General features: G+C 63.8%; 18 protein-coding genes. 11 read left to right on the top strand and 7 right to left on the bottom strand.

All coding sequences use genetic code 11. The features are described from left to right. The first annotated feature begins 50 nt into the window (after positions 1-50). Positions 51-1,073: an aldose epimerase family protein gene (locus EN851_RS02350; protein WP_127872702.1), complete on the top strand. Its 1,023-nt coding sequence runs from the start codon at positions 51-53 to the stop codon at positions 1,071-1,073. 5 nt (positions 1,074-1,078) lie between these two features. Here the strand turns inward: EN851_RS02350 and EN851_RS02355 are convergent, their stop codons facing one another. Then, positions 1,079-2,002, bottom strand: coding sequence for a sugar kinase (locus tag EN851_RS02355; RefSeq protein WP_135928449.1), 924 nt, complete (start codon positions 2,000-2,002; stop codon positions 1,079-1,081). 151 nt (positions 2,003-2,153) lie between these two features. Between EN851_RS02355 and EN851_RS02360 the strand changes: the two genes are divergently transcribed. Both EN851_RS02360 and EN851_RS02365 read left to right on the top strand, forming a co-directional pair. Continuing rightward, positions 2,154-2,603 (top strand): FixH family protein, encoded by a 450-nt coding sequence (locus EN851_RS02360; protein WP_127280325.1) that lies wholly within the window; start codon positions 2,154-2,156, stop codon positions 2,601-2,603. 7 nt (positions 2,604-2,610) lie between these two features. Further along, positions 2,611-3,810 (top strand): cytochrome c peroxidase, encoded by a 1,200-nt coding sequence (locus EN851_RS02365; protein WP_135866760.1) that lies wholly within the window; start codon positions 2,611-2,613, stop codon positions 3,808-3,810. Between the two features lie 57 nt (positions 3,811-3,867). On the opposite strand, the gene EN851_RS02370 is transcribed toward EN851_RS02365, so the two are convergent. Further along, positions 3,868-4,320, bottom strand: a complete 453-nt coding sequence (locus tag EN851_RS02370; RefSeq protein WP_135915734.1) for an Lrp/AsnC ligand binding domain-containing protein — start codon at positions 4,318-4,320, stop codon at positions 3,868-3,870. A gap of 162 nt (positions 4,321-4,482) precedes the next feature. Here EN851_RS02370 and putA point away from each other — a divergent pair, with 162 nt between their 5' ends. Beyond that, the gene (gene putA / locus EN851_RS02375) at positions 4,483-8,091 is read left to right on the top strand and encodes a bifunctional proline dehydrogenase/L-glutamate gamma-semialdehyde dehydrogenase PutA (protein WP_135929136.1); all 3,609 of its coding nucleotides are present in this window, start codon (positions 4,483-4,485) and stop codon (positions 8,089-8,091) included. 12 nt (positions 8,092-8,103) lie between these two features. Here putA and EN851_RS02380 read toward each other — a convergent pair whose 3' ends face one another. The 4 genes from EN851_RS02380 to EN851_RS02395 all read right to left on the bottom strand — a co-directional run bounded on the left by EN851_RS02380 (position 8,104) and on the right by EN851_RS02395 (position 12,259). Next, positions 8,104-8,418: an antibiotic biosynthesis monooxygenase gene (locus EN851_RS02380; RefSeq protein ID WP_127872698.1), complete on the bottom strand. Its 315-nt coding sequence runs from the start codon at positions 8,416-8,418 to the stop codon at positions 8,104-8,106. Positions 8,419-8,477: 59 nt separating this feature from the next. Beyond that, entirely contained in the window at positions 8,478-9,527 is a 1,050-nt protein-coding gene (locus EN851_RS02385) for a TonB family protein (protein WP_245520676.1), read from the bottom strand. 98 nt (positions 9,528-9,625) lie between these two features. Further along, positions 9,626-10,063 (bottom strand): hypothetical protein, encoded by a 438-nt coding sequence (locus EN851_RS02390; RefSeq protein WP_135928450.1) that lies wholly within the window; start codon positions 10,061-10,063, stop codon positions 9,626-9,628. A gap of 6 nt (positions 10,064-10,069) precedes the next feature. Continuing rightward, positions 10,070-12,259, bottom strand: a complete 2,190-nt coding sequence (locus EN851_RS02395) for a TonB-dependent hemoglobin/transferrin/lactoferrin family receptor (protein WP_135928451.1) — start codon at positions 12,257-12,259, stop codon at positions 10,070-10,072. Positions 12,260-12,459: 200 nt separating this feature from the next. Between EN851_RS02395 and hemP the strand changes: the two genes are divergently transcribed. From hemP to EN851_RS02420, 5 genes are read left to right on the top strand one after another with little or no spacing between them, the layout of a single operon-like run. Then, positions 12,460-12,666, top strand: a complete 207-nt coding sequence (hemP, locus tag EN851_RS02400) for a hemin uptake protein HemP (RefSeq protein ID WP_027051401.1) — start codon at positions 12,460-12,462, stop codon at positions 12,664-12,666. A gap of 23 nt (positions 12,667-12,689) precedes the next feature. Continuing rightward, on the top strand, positions 12,690-13,751 hold the full coding sequence (locus EN851_RS02405; protein ID WP_135928452.1) for a hemin-degrading factor: 1,062 nt from the start codon (positions 12,690-12,692) through the stop codon (positions 13,749-13,751). Positions 13,752-13,761: 10 nt separating this feature from the next. Beyond that, entirely contained in the window at positions 13,762-14,670 is a 909-nt protein-coding gene (locus tag EN851_RS02410) for a hemin ABC transporter substrate-binding protein (RefSeq protein WP_135928453.1), read from the top strand. Between the two features lie 5 nt (positions 14,671-14,675). Further along, positions 14,676-15,776, top strand: coding sequence for an iron ABC transporter permease (locus EN851_RS02415; protein ID WP_135928454.1), 1,101 nt, complete (start codon positions 14,676-14,678; stop codon positions 15,774-15,776). Positions 15,777-15,802: 26 nt separating this feature from the next. Then, complete coding sequence (locus EN851_RS02420; RefSeq protein ID WP_135928455.1) at positions 15,803-16,591, top strand: heme ABC transporter ATP-binding protein; 789 nt, start codon at positions 15,803-15,805, stop codon at positions 16,589-16,591. A 31-nt stretch (positions 16,592-16,622) separates the two neighbouring features. Here the strand turns inward: EN851_RS02420 and rirA are convergent, their stop codons facing one another. Beyond that, entirely contained in the window at positions 16,623-17,087 is a 465-nt protein-coding gene (gene rirA, locus EN851_RS02425; RefSeq protein ID WP_127278767.1) for an iron-responsive transcriptional regulator RirA, read from the bottom strand. A gap of 271 nt (positions 17,088-17,358) precedes the next feature. Between rirA and EN851_RS02430 the strand changes: the two genes are divergently transcribed. Both EN851_RS02430 and EN851_RS02435 read left to right on the top strand, forming a co-directional pair. Further along, on the top strand, positions 17,359-18,654 hold the full coding sequence (locus tag EN851_RS02430) for a DUF445 domain-containing protein (RefSeq protein WP_135928456.1): 1,296 nt from the start codon (positions 17,359-17,361) through the stop codon (positions 18,652-18,654). 104 nt (positions 18,655-18,758) lie between these two features. Continuing rightward, positions 18,759-19,187, top strand: a complete 429-nt coding sequence (locus tag EN851_RS02435) for a phasin family protein (protein ID WP_135866783.1) — start codon at positions 18,759-18,761, stop codon at positions 19,185-19,187. The last annotated feature ends 110 nt before the right edge of the window (positions 19,188-19,297 follow it).

Here is a 19,297-nt window from a genome sequence, read left to right on the forward strand (position 1 = left end):
CAGGCTGAACAACCAGCCGAAGTCCTTTGGATCCACTGGCATTTGCGGGCATGACGATGAAGGACGGCGAGGTTTTCGGCACGACACAGGCAGGCGAACCGATCCGCCGCTTTACGATCAGGGGCGGCGGCCTCACCGCCAACATCATCGGGCTTGGCGCCATCGTCCAGGACCTGCGCCTGACTGGGCACGACGCGCCGCTGGTCCTCGGCTACAACAATCTGGAGGCCTATGAGACCGACACTGGCTTCTTCGGGGCCGTGGTCGGGCGCTACGCCAACCGCATCGGCGAAGGCCGCTTCACAATTGGCGGCAACCGCTACCAGACCGAGCGCAACTTCCTCGACAAGCATACGCTGCATGGCGGCTCGCAAGGCTACTCCCACCGACCATGGACGGTTTCGCTGCACGGCAGGGATTTCGTCACTCTGACGCTGCATGATCCCGACGGTGCGATGGGCTTTCCCGGCGCGCTCGACGTTACTTGCACCTACCGGCTGAAAATTCCCGGCACGCTGAGCGTCGAACTGACGGCGACCTGCGAGGAGCCGACGCCGTGCAATCTCACCCAGCATTCCTATTTCAACCTCGATGATGGCGGCACGGGCGACATTCTCGACCACAGGATGATGCTGAACGCCGGTGCCTATCTGCCTGTCGACGGCGACATGATCCCGACCGGCGTGGTGAAGCCGGTCGACGGCACGCCTTTCGATTTTCGCCAGGCGCGGCCATTGCGCATGGAGACCGAGGGCGAACAACTGCCCTACGACCAGAATTTCTGCCTGGCCGCGGCGCGCGGGCCGCTCAAGCAGGCCGCGTGGGTGCAAGGGGCGAATTCCGGCGTCGAGATGGAAGTCTGGACAACGGAGCCCGGTGTCCAGCTCTACACCGGGCAATATGTGACGCCACGCACCGGCCTGGAAGGGCGGAATTACAAGGCCTTCAGCGGCTTCTGCCTGGAGCCGCAAATATGGCCTGACGCGCCGAACCGGCCCTATTTCCCGCAGGCGACGCTATGGCCTGGCGCGATCTATCACCACGTGACCGAATACCGGTTCCGGCAAGGTTAGCTTTTTCAGGGCTTGCCGAACGCCGCCCTCAGCGTCTCGAACGGTGCCAGCGCGCCGCGCACCTGCACGACGGCAGCGGCAACGCGATGGGCTCTGCGGGCGGCCTCCTGCGGGTTGTGGCCGGCAAGACGGGCGGCGAGATAGCCGCCATTGAAGGAATCGCCGGCGCCGGTGGTGTCGGCGGGGGCCGCGACATGGATTGCAGGCACGTCCTGCAATGATCCGTTTTCGGCAATCAGTGCCGGCTGCTCGCCATTCTTGACGACAACTTCGCCAACCCATTGCCTGAGCCGCTCGGCGGTCGCCCGCGGGGTGTCATCGCCGAACAGCATCTGCTCGTCAGGGAAGGTCGGCAGCGCGATGTCGGTGACGGCAAGCGCTTCGACGATCGCTGCCTGCGCTTGGTCGCGGCCGCGCCACAGTCGTGGCCGGTAGTTGGGATCGAAGGCGATCGTCGAGCCCGCCGCGCGCGCCTTGCCCACGGCCGCCAGCAGCGTCTTGCGCGAGGCATCGTCGAGAATTGCCAAAGTGATTCCGGAAAAGTACACAAGCGATTGATTTTGCATGCTTTTCGATAGTGCCGCCGGATCCGAAGCTAGCTGCCGCGCGGCGGCGTCGCCACGCCAGTAGGTGAAGGAGCGCTCGGCACCGGTCAGCGTGATCGCATAGAGGCCGGGGCGCGCGCCCGGTATGACCGGACTGGAGCCGATGCCGATGCCGTTTTCAGCGAAGAAAGCGATCTGGCCTTGGGAGAAGGGGTCGTCGCCGAAGGCCGAGACATAGGTTGCCGGCAGTTCAGCGCTCAGCGCATGCAACGCCCACAGCGTGTTGAACGTGTCGCCGGCAAAACCCATGCGCCAGTTCGGGCCCGTCTGGCCCGACAGTTCCAGCATGCATTCGCCAATCGAGGCGACGCCGTTTCCCATCATCTGCAATCCTCCAGTGATGTCGGTGCTGTAGCTTTTTGCCGGACGCAGCGCCATGCTTGGCAAGCAGGCTTTTTTCCGCCACAGCGTTTTCCCACAGGCTGGCGGGATGCGATCCGTCCGGCAGAACGTTATCCGCAGAAGAGGAACCGGTTTGGCATCGTTATGGCGTTATCTCCTGGCAGGTCTTGGTCTGGCTGCTTTGCTGGTCGGCGTTCTCGCGGTCGTCTATTTGACCGCGCCGCATTCGGCACAGCCTGTCGGTCCGGATGTCTCGAGGACGAAGAAAACCGACAACGGATTGTATGTAGCGAGTTTCGTGCCGGAACGCGGCGTGGTGCGGCAGGGCGAGCTGGAATCCTGGGTGCTGACGCTGAAGACAAAGACAGGGGCTTCGGTGGAGCGAGCCGCGATCGCCATCTCCGGCGGCATGCCGCAGCACAATCACGGTCTGCCGACCAGTCCGCAGGCGACCGACTATCTCGGCGAGGGACGCTACCGCATCGAGGGGCTCAAATTCACCATGAGCGGCTGGTGGCAACTGCGTTTCGCCATATCGTCCGGCGCGGGCTCCGACACTGTGCTGTTCAACGTGGTGCTGTGAGCGGTCGATGAGGCGCCTTTTCTGCTTTTTGGCGCTGACGGTGGCCGTGCTCCTTGGCGGTTGCGGCAAGCCGGATTTTTCCGATGCCGAGAAGAAGACGATCGCTTCGCTCGCGCTGAATACGCTGCCGGCGCTGAAGCCTGACACCACCAACCGCTTCGCCGATGTGCCGGCCGCCGCAGCGCTCGGCTCGACGCTGTTCTTCGATGTTGGGATGAGCCGCGACGGCACCGTGTCCTGCTCGACCTGCCACAAGATCGACCGCCAATTCCAGGACGACCTGCCGCAGGCGGTGGGTGTCGGCCGGACCAACCGGCGCACCATGCCGCTGGCCGGTGTGGCGCGCGACCCCTGGTTCTTCTGGGATGGCCGCCGCGACAGCCTGTGGGCGCAGGCGCTGACACCCCTCGAAAATCCGTTGGAACAGGCGGGAAACCGCACCGCCTACGCGCATTACATGAAGGCGCGCTTCGGCGAACGCTATGAGCGCATTTTCGGGCCATTGCCCGATTTTTCCGGCATTCCGCTGAATGCCAGCCCGCTTGGAAGCGATACCGAAAAAGCTGCCTGGAACGCGATGAGCGATGCGCAGCGTGACGCCATCAACAGCGTCTATGCCAATATAGGCAAGGCGATTGCCGCTTTCGAACGCTCGATCGAGCCGACGCCGACGCGATTCGACCGCTTTGCGCTGGACCTTGCCACAGGCGCCGAGCCGAAAGGCGATGCGGCCTTTTCGCGGGAAGAAATCCTTGGGCTGAAACTGTTCATCGGCAAGGCCAATTGCGTGACCTGCCACAATGGCCCGCGTTTCACCGACAACGGTTTTCACAATACGGGTGTGCCGCCTGTTGCCGGCTTGCCGGCGGATCGCGGGCGCGTCGACGCGGTAGCGCAGGTCGAGGCCGACCCCTTCAACTGCTTCGGCGCTTATCGCGATGGCGAGGCCAGTGCCTGCGGCGAGCTGCGCTTCATGGTCAAGGATGCGCCGGAACTGGTGCGCGCCTACAAGACGCCGTCGCTGCGCGGTGCTACGACACGGCCGCCCTACATGCATGCCGGGCAGTTTTCATCGCTCGACGAGGTGGTGGCTCACTATGCCAAGGCCGCACCAAGCGTCGAAGGGGTATCCGAGGTCCACCCCCTGGAGCTATCGGACCGCGAGCGCGCCGCACTCGTGGCGTTTTTGAAGACGCTGTCGGAATAGCCCTTCTGGTTGACCGTGATCTTGTCCGAAAACCGGCTTCCACTTTTCGGATCATGGTCATCGGTCCTTCACCGTCTCCATCGCCACGAAGGTCGAGGTCTGGGCGACGTGGGGCAGGGCCGAGATGCGCTCGCCGAGCACGCGCCGGTAGGCAGCGATGTCGCGGGTGCGGACCTTCAGGAGATAATCGAAGCTCGACGCCATCATGTGGCACTGCTCGATCTCCGGCACGGCCTGTACGGACCGGTTGAAGGCATCGAGCGCCGCGGATCGAGTGTCCGACAGTTTCACCTGGACGAAGGCGACATGGCCTTCACCCATGCGCTCGCGGTCGATGATCGCCTGGTAGCCCCTGATGTAACCATCCCTCTCCAGCCGCTTCACCCGCGCCTGCACCGGTGTCTTCGACAGACCGACCTTGGCCGCCAGTTCCGACATGGAAAGCCGGCCATTGCCTGCCAGCGCCGACAGGATGTTCCTGTCGATGCGGTCCAATTGGTCTTCTATCATGGAAAATGCGGTCAATCTGTTGAGTTTGTGCCGTAATGATAGATCAAATGACCTGCGGTGTCGATTTCTTTGGACCGACTGAAATCCGCACCCTGTGCTAGCTTGCGCCATTCGGTCCGGTGACCGCCGGCCCGTTCCCTTATGCTTGCTCATAGGACCGCCATGCCGCTCGACGCCATCCGCCAGCAGATCCGCGCCAATTATTTGCCCGACGAAGACGAGGCGGTAAGGCGGTTGGCCGAGGCGACCGGACTTTCGGCCGGCGACCGCAAGTCAATCTCGGCCCGCGCGGCCGACCTAGTGCGGGCGGTGCGGGGCTCCACCGATCCCCGGCTGATGGAAGTCTTTCTCTCCGCCTACGGTCTGTCCACCAAGGAAGGCGTGGCGCTGATGTGCCTGGCCGAGGCGCTGCTGCGCGTGCCCGACACCGAGACGATGGACGACCTCATCGCCGACAAGATCGCGCCGCACGACTGGTCGGCGCATTCGGGCGGTTCGAGTTCCATCTTCGTCAACGCCTCGACCTGGGCGCTGATGCTGACCGGCCGCGTGCTCGACGAAGGCGAGGGCGGCATCGAAGGCACGCTGCGTTCGATGGTGCGCAGGCTGGGCGAGCCGGTCATCCGCAAGGCGGTGGCCGCCGCCATGCGCGAGATGGGCGAACAGTTCGTGCTGGGTCGCACCATCGCCGAGGCCGTCAAGCGCGGCCGACCGATGACGCAGAAGGGTTATCTCTATTCCTTCGACATGCTGGGCGAGGCGGCCCGCACCGAGGCGGATGCGCTGCGCTATCACAAGGCCTATGCCGACGCCATTTCCTCGCTCGATGCCGGCTCCAACGGCCCTGATATCCGCTTCAACCATGGAATCTCGGTCAAGCTCTCAGCGTTGCATCCGCGCTACGAGGTGGCGCAGAAGGAGGAAATGCTGCCTGTGATGGCCGAGCGGCTGCTGTCGCTGGCACTCGCGGCCAGGCATTCGCGCATGGGCCTCAACATAGATGCCGAGGAGGCCGATCGTCTCGACCTGTCGCTCGACGTCATCGAACGGGTGCTGGCCGAGCCGGAACTCGCCGGCTGGAACGGGTTCGGCGTCGTCGTGCAGGCCTACGGTCCGCGCGCGGCTTTCACCATCGACTGGCTCTATGCACTGGCGAAAAAGTACAATCGCAACATCATGGTGCGGCTGGTCAAGGGCGCCTATTGGGACACCGAGATCAAGCGGGCGCAGACGCTCGGCCTTTCCGGCTATCCCGTGTTCACGCGCAAGGCCAACACCGACGTTTCCTACATTGCGTGCGCGAAAAAACTGCTTGGCATGACCGACCGGATCTATCCGCAATTCGCCACCCACAATGCCCACACCGTCGCCGCCATCCTGTCGATGGCTGACAACCGCGATACCTTCGAATTCCAGCGCCTGCATGGGATGGGCGAGGCCTTGCACGAAACCGTGCGCCGGTCAGAGGGCACGCGTTGCCGCATTTACGCTCCGGTCGGCGCGCATTCGGACCTGCTTGCCTATCTGGTCCGTCGCCTGCTGGAGAACGGCGCCAATTCCTCCTTCGTGCACCAATTGACCGACGAGGACGTCGAGCCGGAGGACATCGCGCGTGATCCGCTGGAAACGGTCGAAAGCCAGGGGCCGGCCGCCAATCCGGCGATCGCCAAGCCATCCCAGATCTTTGGGATCGGGCGCCGCAACTCGAAAGGATTCGACATTACGGACACGGTGACGCTGGCTGATATCGACAAGGCCAAAGCGGCCTTTGCCGGGTCGGATCGCTGGCACGCCAAGCCGATCACGCGCGCCGCCGGCTACGGCAAGCAGCGCCCGATCGTCAATCCGGCAAAGCCTTCCGAGGTCGTCGGCACGGTTCACGAGGCCGCCGCCAAGCAGGTCGCGACCGCGGTGCGCATCGCTGTCGAGGCGCAGCCGGCCTGGGCAAAACGGCCGGTTGCCGAGCGTGCCGCGATCCTCAACCGCGCGGCCGACCTTTACGAGGCCAATGCGGTCGAGTTCTTCGCTCTCGCCACGCGCGAGGCCGGCAAATCGCTGGCCGACGGCGTCGCCGAGGTGCGCGAGGCCGTCGACTTTCTTCGCTACTACGCCGCCGAGGCGGCGAACGCCGAGGCGGGCACGCAAGCGCGCGGCGCCATTGTCTGCATCTCGCCATGGAATTTCCCGCTCGCCATCTTCACCGGCCAGATCGCGGCAGCACTCGTCACCGGCAATTCCGTGATTGCCAAGCCGGCCGAGCAGACGCCGCTGATCGCATTCCGCGCCGTCGAGATGCTGCGCGCCGCTGGCGTGCCGGAAGACGTCATCCAGCTCCTGCCCGGTGACGGCCCATCGGTGGGCGGCCCGCTGACGGCGGATCCGCGCATTGCCGGCGTCTGCTTCACCGGCTCGACCGAGGTCGCCAAGCTGATCGAAAAACAGCTGGCCGAGACCGCCGCGCCGGACGCGATGCTGATCGCCGAGACCGGTGGTCTCAACGCCATGATCGTCGATTCCACAGCGCTGCCCGAACAGGCGGTGCGCGATATCCTGGCGTCGGCCTTCCAGAGTGCCGGCCAGCGCTGCTCGGCGCTGCGCGTGCTCTATGTGCAGAAGGACGTCGAGAAGAAGATGCTGGAGATGCTGAAGGGCGCCATGGAGGCGCTCAATATTGGCGATCCCTGGCTGATCTCGACCGATGTCGGCCCGGTCATCGATGACGAGGCGCAGGCCTCGATCCGCGACTATTGCACGAAGAAGGGTCTTGAGGGCCGGCTGATCGCCAAGCTCGAGGCCCCCAAGGATGGGCGTTTCGTCGCGCCGCATGTCTTGCGGGTCAAGGGTATCGAGGACATGGAGCGCGAGGTGTTCGGGCCTGTGCTGCATGTTGCCAGTTTCGACGCCGACCAGATCGACAGCGTCATCGCCGCCATCAACCGCAAGGGCTATGGCCTAACCTTCGGCCTGCACACCCGCATCGAGGGCCGCGTCCAGCATTTCGTCGACGGCATTCATGCCGGCAACATCTACGTCAACCGCAACCAGATCGGCGCCGTCGTCGGTTCGCAGCCGTTTGGCGGCGAGGGCCTCTCCGGCACCGGGCCGAAGGCCGGCGGCCCGCATTACCTCAGGCGCTTCCGCAAGGGGCCGGAGGCCTGCACGCACCTGGCCGACGGGCACAAGGTGACGGCCACCGAACTGGCCGACAATCTGCCCGATCCGGCGCTGGGCGGCTGGTCGACGCGGCCGGATCGGATCGCCATCCTGAGGAAGCATCTGCGCGGTAAGGGCGCGGCGGCGATCGGTGCTGCCGCTGCAATCGATTTCGGTCAGGTCGATTTGCCCGGCCCGACCGGCGAGGCCAACACGCTGTCGCTGTCGCCGCGCGGGCGGGTGCTGTGCCTGGGGCCGGACGCCGACACGCTGCTGGCGCAGACCATCCAGGCGCTCGCCGCCGGCAATGCAGTGCTGGCCGTGGCGCCAGGTGCCCCGGCGGCACTGTCGGCGCTGACCGGCAAAGGCCTGCCGCTGGCGGCCATCGATGGCCGCCCCGATCCGGTCGAGGCGCGCTCGCTGCGCGTCGATGTCGTTGCTTTTTCAGGCACGCCCGAGGCGGCGCGCATCGTGCGCAAGGTCATCGCCGAGCGCAGCGGGCCGATCGTGCCGCTGGTCAGCGAGGTGCTCAATCCCGCGGCCTATGCGCATGAGCGGGCCGTCTGCGTCGACACCACGGCGGCCGGCGGCAATGCCAGCCTGTTGGCCGCCGCATAGATTAGTCGGTACTTATGCGCCTTCGACGACGGAAAAACCCTCGAATTGCGGGTGGCCGAGATAATGGACCTTTGTCGTGCCGACATTGCGGTGGGCGGCGCGAAAGTTCTCCGATTTGGTCCAGGCGACGAAGTCGGCGTGGCTCGCCCAGACCGTATGCGAGGCAAACAGCGTGTAGCCTTCGGTCTCGTTGGCCGGGCCGCGCAACAGATGGAATTCCCGGAAGCCTTTCATCTCGGCAAGGCTGGAATCGCGGTTCTTCCACACGGCTTCGAAATCGGCCTCGGAGCCGGTCTGCACCTTGAAGCGGTTCATGGCGATATACATGGGGTCCCTTTCGTGCGGATGTTGATGGTTGGCGCCGCAACGTTTGTGCTGCTCACATCTTAAAACGGGCCGATCCCGACCTCGAATTCCAAACCCGGATTCGCGGCCTGTGGCGGAATTGGAGGGAAGGGAGCAGCCTTGCGCACGATGCCAAGCGCGGCCTCATCGAAAGTCTTCGATCCCGAGCTTTCCAGAATACGCAACTGATCTATGTTGCCCTTCTTGCCTATGGCGAATGCCACAACCGCATTGTTTCGCGCGGCCAGTTGCAGCGAAGGCGGGAGAGTTCGATTGACGCTGCCGAGCTTTCGAAAGACGTCGCCGCGGTAGCTGTCTTCCGCGGCGCTGCCGGCCTCTTTCTGCCTCTTGCCCATGCTGGCCGCTTGCGCCGGCCGATCCTGGCCGTCGGCCGTACCGCTCCGTTCATCCGCCGCTGCAGCTGTCGCAGGCGCGGCCGCCGGAGTCGGCCTTGCATAGGGGGTCGGCGGGTGATCGGGAGCGGCGACAGGCATCTCGACGGTTTCGGCCTGGACGCTCGGCTGCGCCTGCGTTTCGTTCCTGGCGGCCACGCTCTGGTCGTCCGGGCGGGGTTTTGCCGTCACCAGTATGTCGGGTGTCACCATTGGCTGTTTGGCCGGTTCCTGCGAGGGCTCCGAAGCCTGCTTCGCGGCGTCCCGGGCGGGCTCGCGATCCTGTGTCACAGCTTCCGGCGCGGGCCGCGAAGGTTCCGTCGGCGGCGCCGGCCTGGCTGCCTTTGCCTGAGGGGGGTTGGCCGGCGGCTTGCTCGGCACCAACGTGACATTCATTGCCGTCGGGTCCTTGTCCAGCGCACTGCCGGCTACCTTGTCGCCTGTGTGATCGCCGCCTTCCGATTGCTCCGTCTCCCTGGAAACAAGCGTGCCGGCAGGTGAGACCAGAAAAGCCGCCGCTACCGCGGCATGGAGCAGGCCGGAGATGGCGATCGCCGTTGCCCACTTGCCGTTGCCGGCCGGCGGCCGTGTCTGGGCAAGCGGCTCGGCCGGCACGATGGCCAACTCGTCGCCGGCGTCGAGGAGGGGACTGATTTCCTGCATGTCGCGCGGCGGAAAATGCAGCGGCCCAGGCGTCATTGTCAAATCAAGATGGACTGGCTCAAACAGCGGAAGGCCGGCCAGCGGCCGGGCCACCATATGTCGCGCCAAGTCGGGTTCCAGCCCCACCGCCGCCCTCAGACGCCGAAAGTGATGCCGGTCTTGGTGTCCGTCTTCAGCTTGCGCATGCAGGCGGCCGGCTCGACGCCCGTGCCGGCGCATTCCGTGGCGCTGTTGATCAGCACGCGGCTGACCTTGGTGCAGTCAGTGCCGGCCAGGTCAAAGCGCGTCACCTTGGTCTTGCCGGCCGGCAGGTCCTTGAAGTCGAGCACGGTCAGCCGGTCGACGATACCGGCCTCATTGAACAGGGCGATCTCGAACGCCGCCTTGGTAAGATCGGCGCCGAGATTGTTGCTGACCAGGAAGGTCAGGCGGCAGCCCTTGTCGGAAGGCTGCGCTGCATTGAGTTCGAGGGTCAGGACCGGCGCGGACTGCTTAGCCCACGCCGGAACCATCGCAAGCGACATCGCCAGCGCCGAGGTCAGCAGACGAAGCGATGTCGTCAAGCTCGTCATGATGGATCAGCCTCCAAATCGCATGGTTGCCGCCAGTTTCAGCGTGATGCCGGGTTCATAGACGGCGACCGTCGTGCCGCCATTCAGCGGGTTGGCGTATTTGACGTCGAACAGGTTGTCGGCGCGGAAATCGACCTCCAGATCGTCGGTCGCCTGATAGCTGGCAAAGGCGTTGACCAGCGTATAGTCGGTGGCCACCGCATTGCCCTTGGGCTTGCCGTTGTACTGCACTTCGCCCCCGACGGTCAGCTTGTCCTCGAGGAAACGCAAACCGAGCTGAGCGGTGACCTGAGAGGAGGGAATGGTGGCGAGGTCGGCCTCCACGCCCTTGTAGGAAACTGTGTGGCCATTTGTGATCGAAGCCGAGAGGCCGGCATAGCCCCACGCCGCGTCGTAGACACCTTCCAGCTCGACACCGTTGATCCTGGCCTTGGCGAAATTCTGATACTGGAAGCAGATCGGGATGCCGGGGCCGAAGGGGCAGCCGCTGCCTGGGGCGAACGGGGACAGCGTCACGCCGTCGATATAGTCGTCGACATCGTTGTTGAAATAGGCTGCCTTCAGGCGCAAGGCGTCGCCAGCCTCGAAGATGTCGTTCTGCTTGTAGTTGACGCCGAATTCGGTCGTCTTGCCGGTTTCAGGCCGCAGATTTGGATTGGGCAGGAACGGGAAGCTGACGCCTGCCGGATGGTTGCCGCTGACCAGAGTCTCCGTGATCGAGGGCGAGCGATAGCCTTCCGCATAGGTGCCGTAGAATTGCAGGCCGGCAAGGCCGGCGCTCTCGAAAGGCGAGACACCGACCGTGACGCGCGGCGATAGCCTGTCGCCGGAAATATCGTGCGTGTCGTTCTTCAGGCTGTAGCTGTCGTAGCGCAGTCCGGCGATGACCTCGAGCCAGTCCCAGGTGAGTTTGTCCTGGACGTAGGCGCCCGACACGTTCCGCTTGCCCGAAGGGGTGTAGAAACTGTCGCCGCCGGCCGCGCCGCCCGTCTTGACATTGTCGCCGACCCAGTCGCCGCCATAGGTCAGTTCATGCGCGATGCCGCTCGTTTCGAACCGCGACGTGTTCCAGATATCGATGCCGGTCGTGCCGACATCGAATGTCGACCGTGACCCTGCCGGCAACACCACGGGAAGACCGGTGACCGGATCGAAGCGATTCTGCGGGACAAGACTGGTCAGGTCGAGATTGGTCTTGTTGTAGGAGGTGTTGATGTGGAAATCGAGCCAGCTCTTGTCTTCGTCCGTGATGTTGTAGCGCGCCGTGAACGTGTTCGACTTCAGGTCGACGTCATTCACAGGCACGCCGCCGCTGGTCTCGTCCCAGCCGTCGCTCGATCCGACCCAGCCAAGCTTCAGCTCACTGTTCTCAGTCGGCCGGATGGTGGTCTTGAGCAGGCCGCTCAGCACGTCGAAACCAGTGCCGTTGACGCCGTCGCCGTCGCCGTCCTTGTAGTTGTCGTAGTCGCGGTAGACGATGTTGCCCAGCACATCCCAGTTCTCACTGAGGCGATAAGCGCCGGATGCGCTTGATGTCCAGCCCTTGCCGTTGCTCTCGTAGCGTCCGGTGACGGAACCGGCCCAGGTCTCGTCAGGCTTGAGGAAATCCTGTGCATCCTTGGTGTCGAAGAAGACGACACCGCCAATGGCGCCCGAACCATAGGTGTTGGCGACCGGGCCGCGGATCACGTCGACGGATTTGACGAGCTCGGGATCGATGTAGAAAGTCGACTGCGTGCCGTGGTCGGAACGCTGGAAATTCTGGCGCGCGCCATCGACGATGACAGCGACGCGGCCGAAATCCTGCAGGCCTCGGATGTTGATGCTGGTGCTGACGCGCCTGGCGTCCGCCTGTGCGGCGACGCCGGGCACACCGAAAAACATCTCGTTTGGCGTCGTCGCCATGCGGCGGTCGAGCTGTTCCTGGTCGACATGGCTGGCCGAGGCCAGCGATTCGATCGCCGTTTCGCCGGTGCGGCTGAGCACCAGGATCTTGTCGAGCAGCGTCGCGCCCGCGGGAGTTGCTTTTTCCTGGTCAGTCTTCTTCGATTGATCCGGTTGCTTGCCCGCCGGCTGCGTTGCCTGCTGGGCGTGCGCCGATAGCGCGGACAAGGCGATCGCCGCCACGCCTGCGAGTAAAGCCGCCGCGCCGTTCGCCGTCGCCCGGCCGCGCCGTTCCCAATTCATCGACCCCATGCCCCAACTCCAAATCCCAGGTTCCATGCTGGCTGGCCTGGGGCTTGCTGGCATTTTTGATCGTATCCGGCATCTTAAATGTTGACTCATTTAGTCCGGTATTGCACTGACTAGTAAACATGATTATTCGAGTCAAGAAATGAATCGGCAATTTCGCAACGCCTAGCCAGATGCCCGGCACAGGAAAGGGATCGACCCAGATGAACACGCATAATCCCAACGATTTTCGCTATCGCGTCCGCCGTTCCGACGATGCCTCCGCCCGTTTCGATCGGATTCCGCTGGCGGTGCGAACGCTGTCCAGCAACACGCTGTTCCAGGGCGAGCACGAGATCGGCATCGAACATCATGGGGCGCTCTACCGGCTGAAGATCACCCGCCAGGGCAAGCTCATTCTCAACAAGTAAGGCAAGGCATCAGGGGTAAGGACATGGACCAGTGCGTAAAACCCGCTCCGCATGAAATCCGGCGGGCACGGACCGAGAATCCGAAAGCGCGCGAGCGTGATCTGGCCGGCCAGCTCGGCATTTCGGAGGCCGAGCTGGTGGCCGCGCATTGCGGTGATGGCGTCATTCGCATCGAGCCGCGCGTCAATGACCTTCTGACCGGTCTAGAGGCCGTTGGCGAGGTGATGGCGCTGACCCGCAACGAAAGCGCCGTGCACGAAAAGATCGGCGTTTACGACAAGGTCGTCACCGGCAATCACAATGCGATGGTGCTTGGCGAGAACATCGACCTGCGCATCTTCCCGAAAATCTGGGCGCATGGCTTCGCCCTGGAAAAGCGGGACGGCGACGACATCCGCCGCAGCCTGCAATTCTTCGATGCTTCCGGCGAGGCGGTGCACAAGGTGCATCTGCGCCCCGCCTCCAGCCTCTATGCCTACCAGAAGCTGGTCGCCTCGCTGGAATCACCGAACCAGGGGCCGACGATCGAGATTTCAGGACCCGTTCTCGACGAGGAAAGCGAGGCCGGGACATCGACTGCGAGCCTGGACGATCTGCGTGACCGCTGGAGCCGGCTGACGGACGTGCACCAGTTCTTCGGCATGCTGAAGACGTTGAAGCTCAGCCGCCGCCAGGCGGTGCGCATGGTCGGCCAGGACTACGCCTGGCTGCTCGACAATGACGCGGTGCGCGCCATGTTCCATCACGCCGCCGAAAGCGAGATGCCGATCATGTGCTTTGTGGGCAACCGCGGCTGCATCCAGATCCATTCCGGCCCGGTCAAGTCGATCAAGCCGATGGGACCGTGGATCAACGTGCTGGACGAGACCTTTCATCTGCATCTGCGAACCGACCACATCCATGAGGTATGGGCGGTGCGAAAGCCGACCAAGGACGGCCATGTCACCTCACTCGAGATCTATGCCGCCAATGGCGACATGATCCTCCAGTTCTTCGGCAAGCGCCACGAAGGCGAAAGCGAACGCGACGACTGGCGCTTCCTGGCCGAGCACCTGCCGCGCATTCCAAGCCCGACGGCAGCCTGAGGACAGTGTAATGAGTTTTGTGTCGAGACTGTCCGCCCTGTGCGGATCGATGATCGGTTCCGCGATCGGCCTTGCCCTGGCTTTCGCCGCAATGCAGCCGGCCGGCGCCAACGAAGGCGTTTCGGTCTTCGCCGATCCTTCGAAGATCGCCGCCATCGGCGGGTCCATCACCGAGATCGTCTATGCGCTTGGAGAGGAAAAGCATCTGGTGGCTCGCGATTCCACCAGCAATTTTCCAAAAGCCGCGCTCGACCTGCCTGATGTCGGTTACATGCGCCAGCTGTCGCCGGAAGGCGTCTTGTCGGTCAATCCGACAGGCATACTGGCATTGTACGGCAGCGGCCCCAAGGAAGCCGTCGACGTGCTAAAGAAGACGAGCATTCCCTTCATCGAAGTGCCCGAACTGTACAGCCGCGAAGGCATCCTCCAGAAGGTCCGCATTGTCGGCAAGGCGCTCGGGGTCGAGGCCAAGGCCGAGGTGTTGGCCAAGGCGCTCGATGCCAAACTCACGGCCGCCGAAAAGCAGACAGCCTCGATCAAGGAGCGCAAGCGCGTCCTGTTCGTTCTCTCGATACAGGGTGGCAAGATCCTGGCGGCCGGCAGTGAAACCGCGGCCGACGGCATGGTCAGGCTGGCGGGCGGGGTCAATGCGGTGGAAGGCTTTTCCGGCTACAGGCAGATGTCCGACGAAGCGATCATCACCGCCAGGCCGGACGTAATCTTGATGATGAGCAATGCCGGGCCGCCGGTCTCGGACGACGAATTGTTCGGCAATCCATCCATCGCCTCGACGCCGGCCGGAACAGCGCGCAAGCTGATCCGCATCGACGGCGCCTATCTTCTGGGCTTCGGACCGCGCACGGCCGACGCGATCCACGATCTCGCCGTGTCGCTCTATGGCGCACAGGTCACGGACTGAGCATCATGGCCGACCAGTCGATCGCCGGTCCGGTGAAGGCGATGGGTGCATCCGAAGGGGATCGTTCCGGCCGCGCCCGTGCCGTCATCCTCATGCTGTGCCTGGGCCTGGCGGTCGCAGTCCTGTTTTCGCTCACATCCGGGGCGTCGGACGCATCCGCCTTGAACGTCATTAGGGATTGGCTCTTTGGCACCGTCCCCGGCGATGCGGCACTAAACGCTCGTGACAGCCTGATCGTCCATGACATCCGGCTGCCGCGCGTCATCCTCGGCATGCTGGTGGGTGCGGCGCTCGCGGTTTCTGGAGCCGTCATGCAGGGACTGTTCCGCAATCCGCTCGCCGATCCCGGACTGATCGGCGTTTCAGCTGGCTCCAGCCTCGGTGCGGTGGCCATCATCGTGCTGGGCGGGACCATGCTGGCACCGGTGACCGCATTGCTCGGAACGCTTGCGCTGCCGCTTGCGGCGTTCCTCGGCGGCCTCGCCACCACATTGGTGCTTTATCAGGTCGCGACGCGACGCGGGCAAACCTCTGTCGCCACCATGCTGCTCGCGGGCATCGCCCTGGCGGCACTTGCCATGGCGCTGACCGGAATCCTCATCTTCATGGCCGACGATCGCCAGTTGCGCGATCTGACCTTCTGGTCACTGGGATCGCTCGGTGGTGCGACATGGGCCAAGATCGCTTCCGTCGGGCCCATCATCGTCTTGGCACTCGCGGCGATGCCGTTCCTTGCCCGGGGTCTCAACGCGCTGGCGCTCGGCGAGGCCGCCGCCGGCCATCTCGGCATTCCGGTGCAGCGGCTGAAATACACAGCCATCATTGGTGTCTCGGCGGCGGTCGGGGCGTCCGTCGCCGTCAGCGGCGGCATCGGTTTCGTCGGCATCGTCGTGCCGCACCTGCTGCGCCTGCTGATTGGCCCGGACAATCGTTACCTGCTGCCGGCCTCGGCGCTGCTCGGCGCCTCGCTGTTGCTGCTCGCCGATGCCGTCGCCCGCACCATCGTGGCGCCGGCAGAGTTGCCGATCGGCATCGTCACCGCCGTCGCTGGCGCACCGTTCTTCCTGTGGATCCTGCTGCGCAAGCGTGGCGTGATCGATTTGTGAGATTTGAGACCCTGTAGGAGTGTTTCATGATCGAAGCCCGCGACGTTTCTGTGGCGATCGGCAAGAAGCGCATTGTCGCCAACGTCGATTTCGAAGTCAGGCCAGGTGAAATCTCGGCCATCGTCGGCCCCAACGGATCGGGCAAGACGACCTTTCTCAAGGCGATGTCGGGGGATCTCGTCCATACCGGACGGATCCTTATCAACGGTCGCGAGCTGTCGACGATGAAGCCGGTCGAGGCGGCGACAGTGCGAGCGGTGCTGCCTCAGGCAACGACCCTGTCCTTTCCCTTCACCGTGCGCGAGATCGTCAGGCTTGGCCTCGTCGGTGGACGCTCGGGCGTGCTGCCCGGCGAGGACGAACGCCTGCCGGAGCGGGCGCTGGCGCGGGTCGATCTCGACGGTTTTGCCGGTCGTTTCTACCAGGAGCTTTCCGGTGGTGAGCAGCAGCGTGTCCAGCTTGCCCGCGTGCTGTGCCAGGTCTGGGCGCCGGTGCTTGACGGCGGCCCGCGCTATCTCTTCCTCGACGAACCGGTTTCCAGCCTCGACATCAAGCATCAGCTGATCATCATGAACATCGCCCGCGACTTCGCCAGAAGAGGCGGCGGCGTGGTCGCGATCCTGCACGACCTCAATCTGACGGCGATGTTCGCCGACCGCATCTTCGTGATGCATCGTGGCCGGCTGGCCGCGGCCGGATCGCCGCGGGACGTGCTGAGTGACGATCTGATCGAGAATGTGTTCGACTGCCGGCTCAAGGTCGGCGTGCTGCCGGCCGGCAACATGCCATTCGTGCTGCCGCAATCCGCAGCCTAGATCTGCGGTCTTCGGCCCTGCCTGCGCAGGATCAAGCTGCCGGGGCGCGGCGCTCCATCAGCATGTCGATACCGAGCAGGTTGCGCACATTCGGCCGCGCCGCCACCAGATCGGCGATCGTGTAGCGGGCAAGCACGGCGAAGAAGGCGTTGAGCGCTTCGCGCAGCGCCGAGTTCAATGCGCAGCTGTCGACCAGCGGGCATTCGGCCGCGTCATTCTCGAAGCACTCCGCCATGGCAAAGCTTTCCTCGGTCACGCGCACAACATCGAACAGGCTTATCGCTTCGGCGGCGCGGCCGAGCCGTACCCCTCCGTTCCGGCCGCGGACAGTCTCGACCAGCCCGTTCTCGACCAAAGGCTGCAGGATCTTGAACAGGAACAGTTCCGACACCGAATAGGCGGTCGCGATTTCCGGGATGCGGCTCAACCGTTCATTGTTGGCGGCACAATACATCAGGATGCGCATGGCATAGTTGGTTTGGCGGGTAAGCCGCATTTCATCCTCACAAAGCGCTGGCGCGGTGCAACCATGCCAGAGTCTGGAACTTTGCCAGCGCGGCTTCACCCGGATTTTCGGAGTCGCCGCGCTGGCCTCGGTCGAATATGGCCTATACCTTGGAATAATTCCAGACTGGCTTCGCATCATAGCTGAATATTCTCGTCAACTTTATGTGCGTGGCTAGGCGAAACGCTGAGAAAATTGGCTGTCGCGGGCATTTTGACGACCGACGCACTAAATAGCCTGGGATCGACGAGGAGCGGCTCATATGTCTCAATCGGCCCAGTCGCTGGCGCCTGTCCGTTTCGACACCGACGCGGGCGCCAAGCTTTCGGCGCTGCGGCGGACAAAGTTCGTCGCCACGGCGGCGCTGGCACTCTGCGTGCTGGTCTTTGTCTTGGCCAAGTCCTTCCAGGCCAGCTACCCGTGGCTCGGCTTCGTCGCCGCCTTTGCCGAGGCGGCAACCATCGGCGGCCTTGCCGACTGGTACGCGGTGGTGGCGCTGTTCAAACGGCCGCTCGGGCTACCCATCCCGCACACCGCCATCATCCCGGAAAACAAGGATCGGATAGCCGACAATCTCGGCCGTTTCATCGAGGTTAATTTCCTGGCGCCGGAACCTGTGCGTGAAAAACTCGCCGAGGTCGATTTTTCGGCGCTCGTCGCCGATTGGCTCGCCGATGCCGAACGCGCCGCCGGCCTGTCGCGCTTCGTCGTGCGGCTGGTGCCGCGTACGCTTGCGGCCGTCGAACAATCGGGCCTGCGCGGTTTCGTCACCAGCCGTATGCTGGAGCAGATCGAAAAGGTGCCGCTGGCGCCGCTGGCCGCCGAACTCTTGTCGGCGCTCACCGACGATCGCCGCCACCAGAAATTGTTCGACGAGTTCATCAAGGTCATCGGCCGGTTCCTCAACGACGAACAGGCGCTGGCGACGATGCGCGACAAGATCCGCGAGGAACTGCCGTCGCTGTTCAACCTGTTTCGCGCCGATGCCTACCTCCTGAAGAAGATCGTCGCCTCGGCGGGCTCCCTGCTGGACGAAGTGCGTGCCGATCCCGACCACCCGATGCGCGCCGAATTCGACCGTTTCGCGCAAAGTTTCGTCGAGCGGCTGCGCACGTCCAAGCAATATGCCAAGCGAGCGGAGAAAATGAAGCGCGATTTTCTCGCCAGACCCGAAGTCAGGGCGCTGGCCGGCGACATGTGGGAGAGCCTCAGCCTGTTCATCGAGCAGGATGCCAAGGCGCCGAATTCGCTGGTCCGGGAGCATCTCGCCAACATGTTCGTCGAAGTCGGCCGCCATCTCGCCGGCGATGCCCAGATTCGAGCCGACATGAACCAAGGATTCGTGGTGGCGTTGGCCTCCTTCGTGGAAAGCCAGAAGAGCGGCGTGTCGAAATTCATCGCCGACCAGGTCAAGCGCTGGGACCTGGCGCAACTGACACGCCTGATCGAGATGAACATCGGCAGGGACCTGCAATATATCCGCTTCAACGGCATGATCATCGGCGGGCTGGCTGGCATCGTGCTCTATACGATCGAGTTGCTGCTCCCGGTCAATTGATCCGTATCGATCGCCAGGCGTGCGTTCGAAATGGACACACGGCGTTCGAGTGCTATTCTCCCGTCGAGGGCGTCCGCAACCGCGGCAAAGGGGAGAAGACAGTCATGGCCAGACAAGCAGAATCCGATTCCTTCATGGAGATGTTCGGCAGATTCGGCCGTGACCTGAAGGTGCCCAACGTCGATGTCGAGGCGATCCTTGCCCATCATCGCAAGAACCTCGAAGCGCTGGAGAAGGCGGCGCGGACCAGTGCGGCGGGAGCGACCTCGCTGTTGTCGAGACAGCGCGAAATGCTGCAGGACACGTTGCGGGAGGTCGCCGACATGGCGCAGAGCTACCGCGCACCGGGCAATCCGCAGGAACTGATGGCCAAGCAGACGGAGTTTGCCAGAAAATCCTTCGAGGCCGCGCTCAAGAACGCTGGTGAAGTGGCTGAACTGGCCAGGAAATCAGGCACCGAATCGATCGACATCCTGCGCGCGCGCATCAAGGAGGCGATGGAGGAGGTCCGCGCCGGCTACGGGCAGAAGTGAATCCCATCGGCTGTCGTTTCGCCCTCTATCCGGCACGCCGGTTGGCGATTCCGCACTATCGCACATAGTTGCATTAGCGCCACGGCATAAGCTCCCGGCAAGCTGGAAGG

The organism is Mesorhizobium sp. M8A.F.Ca.ET.208.01.1.1 (assembly GCF_004791315.1).
Lineage (GTDB): Bacteria > Pseudomonadota > Alphaproteobacteria > Rhizobiales > Rhizobiaceae > Mesorhizobium.

Excerpts from the sequence above, each read along its gene's own strand:
- EN851_RS02350 (WP_127872702.1), top strand. The coding sequence starts at position 51 with ATGACGATGAAGGACGGCGAGGTTTTCGGCACGACACAGGCAGGCGAA.
- EN851_RS02355 (WP_135928449.1), bottom strand. The coding sequence starts at position 2,002 with ATGATGGGAAACGGCGTCGCCTCGATTGGCGAATGCATGCTGGAACTG.
- EN851_RS02365 (WP_135866760.1), top strand. The coding sequence starts at position 2,611 with ATGAGGCGCCTTTTCTGCTTTTTGGCGCTGACGGTGGCCGTGCTCCTT.
- EN851_RS02370 (WP_135915734.1), bottom strand. The coding sequence starts at position 4,320 with ATGATAGAAGACCAATTGGACCGCATCGACAGGAACATCCTGTCGGCG.
- putA (WP_135929136.1), top strand. The coding sequence starts at position 4,483 with ATGCCGCTCGACGCCATCCGCCAGCAGATCCGCGCCAATTATTTGCCC.
- EN851_RS02380 (WP_127872698.1), bottom strand. The coding sequence starts at position 8,418 with ATGTATATCGCCATGAACCGCTTCAAGGTGCAGACCGGCTCCGAGGCC.
- EN851_RS02385 (WP_245520676.1), bottom strand. The coding sequence starts at position 9,527 with ATGACGCCTGGGCCGCTGCATTTTCCGCCGCGCGACATGCAGGAAATC.
- EN851_RS02390 (WP_135928450.1), bottom strand. The coding sequence starts at position 10,063 with ATGACGAGCTTGACGACATCGCTTCGTCTGCTGACCTCGGCGCTGGCG.
- EN851_RS02395 (WP_135928451.1), bottom strand. The coding sequence starts at position 12,259 with ATGGGGTCGATGAATTGGGAACGGCGCGGCCGGGCGACGGCGAACGGC.
- hemP (WP_027051401.1), top strand. The coding sequence starts at position 12,460 with ATGAACACGCATAATCCCAACGATTTTCGCTATCGCGTCCGCCGTTCC.
- EN851_RS02405 (WP_135928452.1), top strand. The coding sequence starts at position 12,690 with ATGGACCAGTGCGTAAAACCCGCTCCGCATGAAATCCGGCGGGCACGG.
- EN851_RS02410 (WP_135928453.1), top strand. The coding sequence starts at position 13,762 with ATGAGTTTTGTGTCGAGACTGTCCGCCCTGTGCGGATCGATGATCGGT.
- EN851_RS02415 (WP_135928454.1), top strand. The coding sequence starts at position 14,676 with ATGGCCGACCAGTCGATCGCCGGTCCGGTGAAGGCGATGGGTGCATCC.
- EN851_RS02420 (WP_135928455.1), top strand. The coding sequence starts at position 15,803 with ATGATCGAAGCCCGCGACGTTTCTGTGGCGATCGGCAAGAAGCGCATT.
- rirA (WP_127278767.1), bottom strand. The coding sequence starts at position 17,087 with ATGCGGCTTACCCGCCAAACCAACTATGCCATGCGCATCCTGATGTAT.
- EN851_RS02430 (WP_135928456.1), top strand. The coding sequence starts at position 17,359 with ATGTCTCAATCGGCCCAGTCGCTGGCGCCTGTCCGTTTCGACACCGAC.
- EN851_RS02435 (WP_135866783.1), top strand. The coding sequence starts at position 18,759 with ATGGCCAGACAAGCAGAATCCGATTCCTTCATGGAGATGTTCGGCAGA.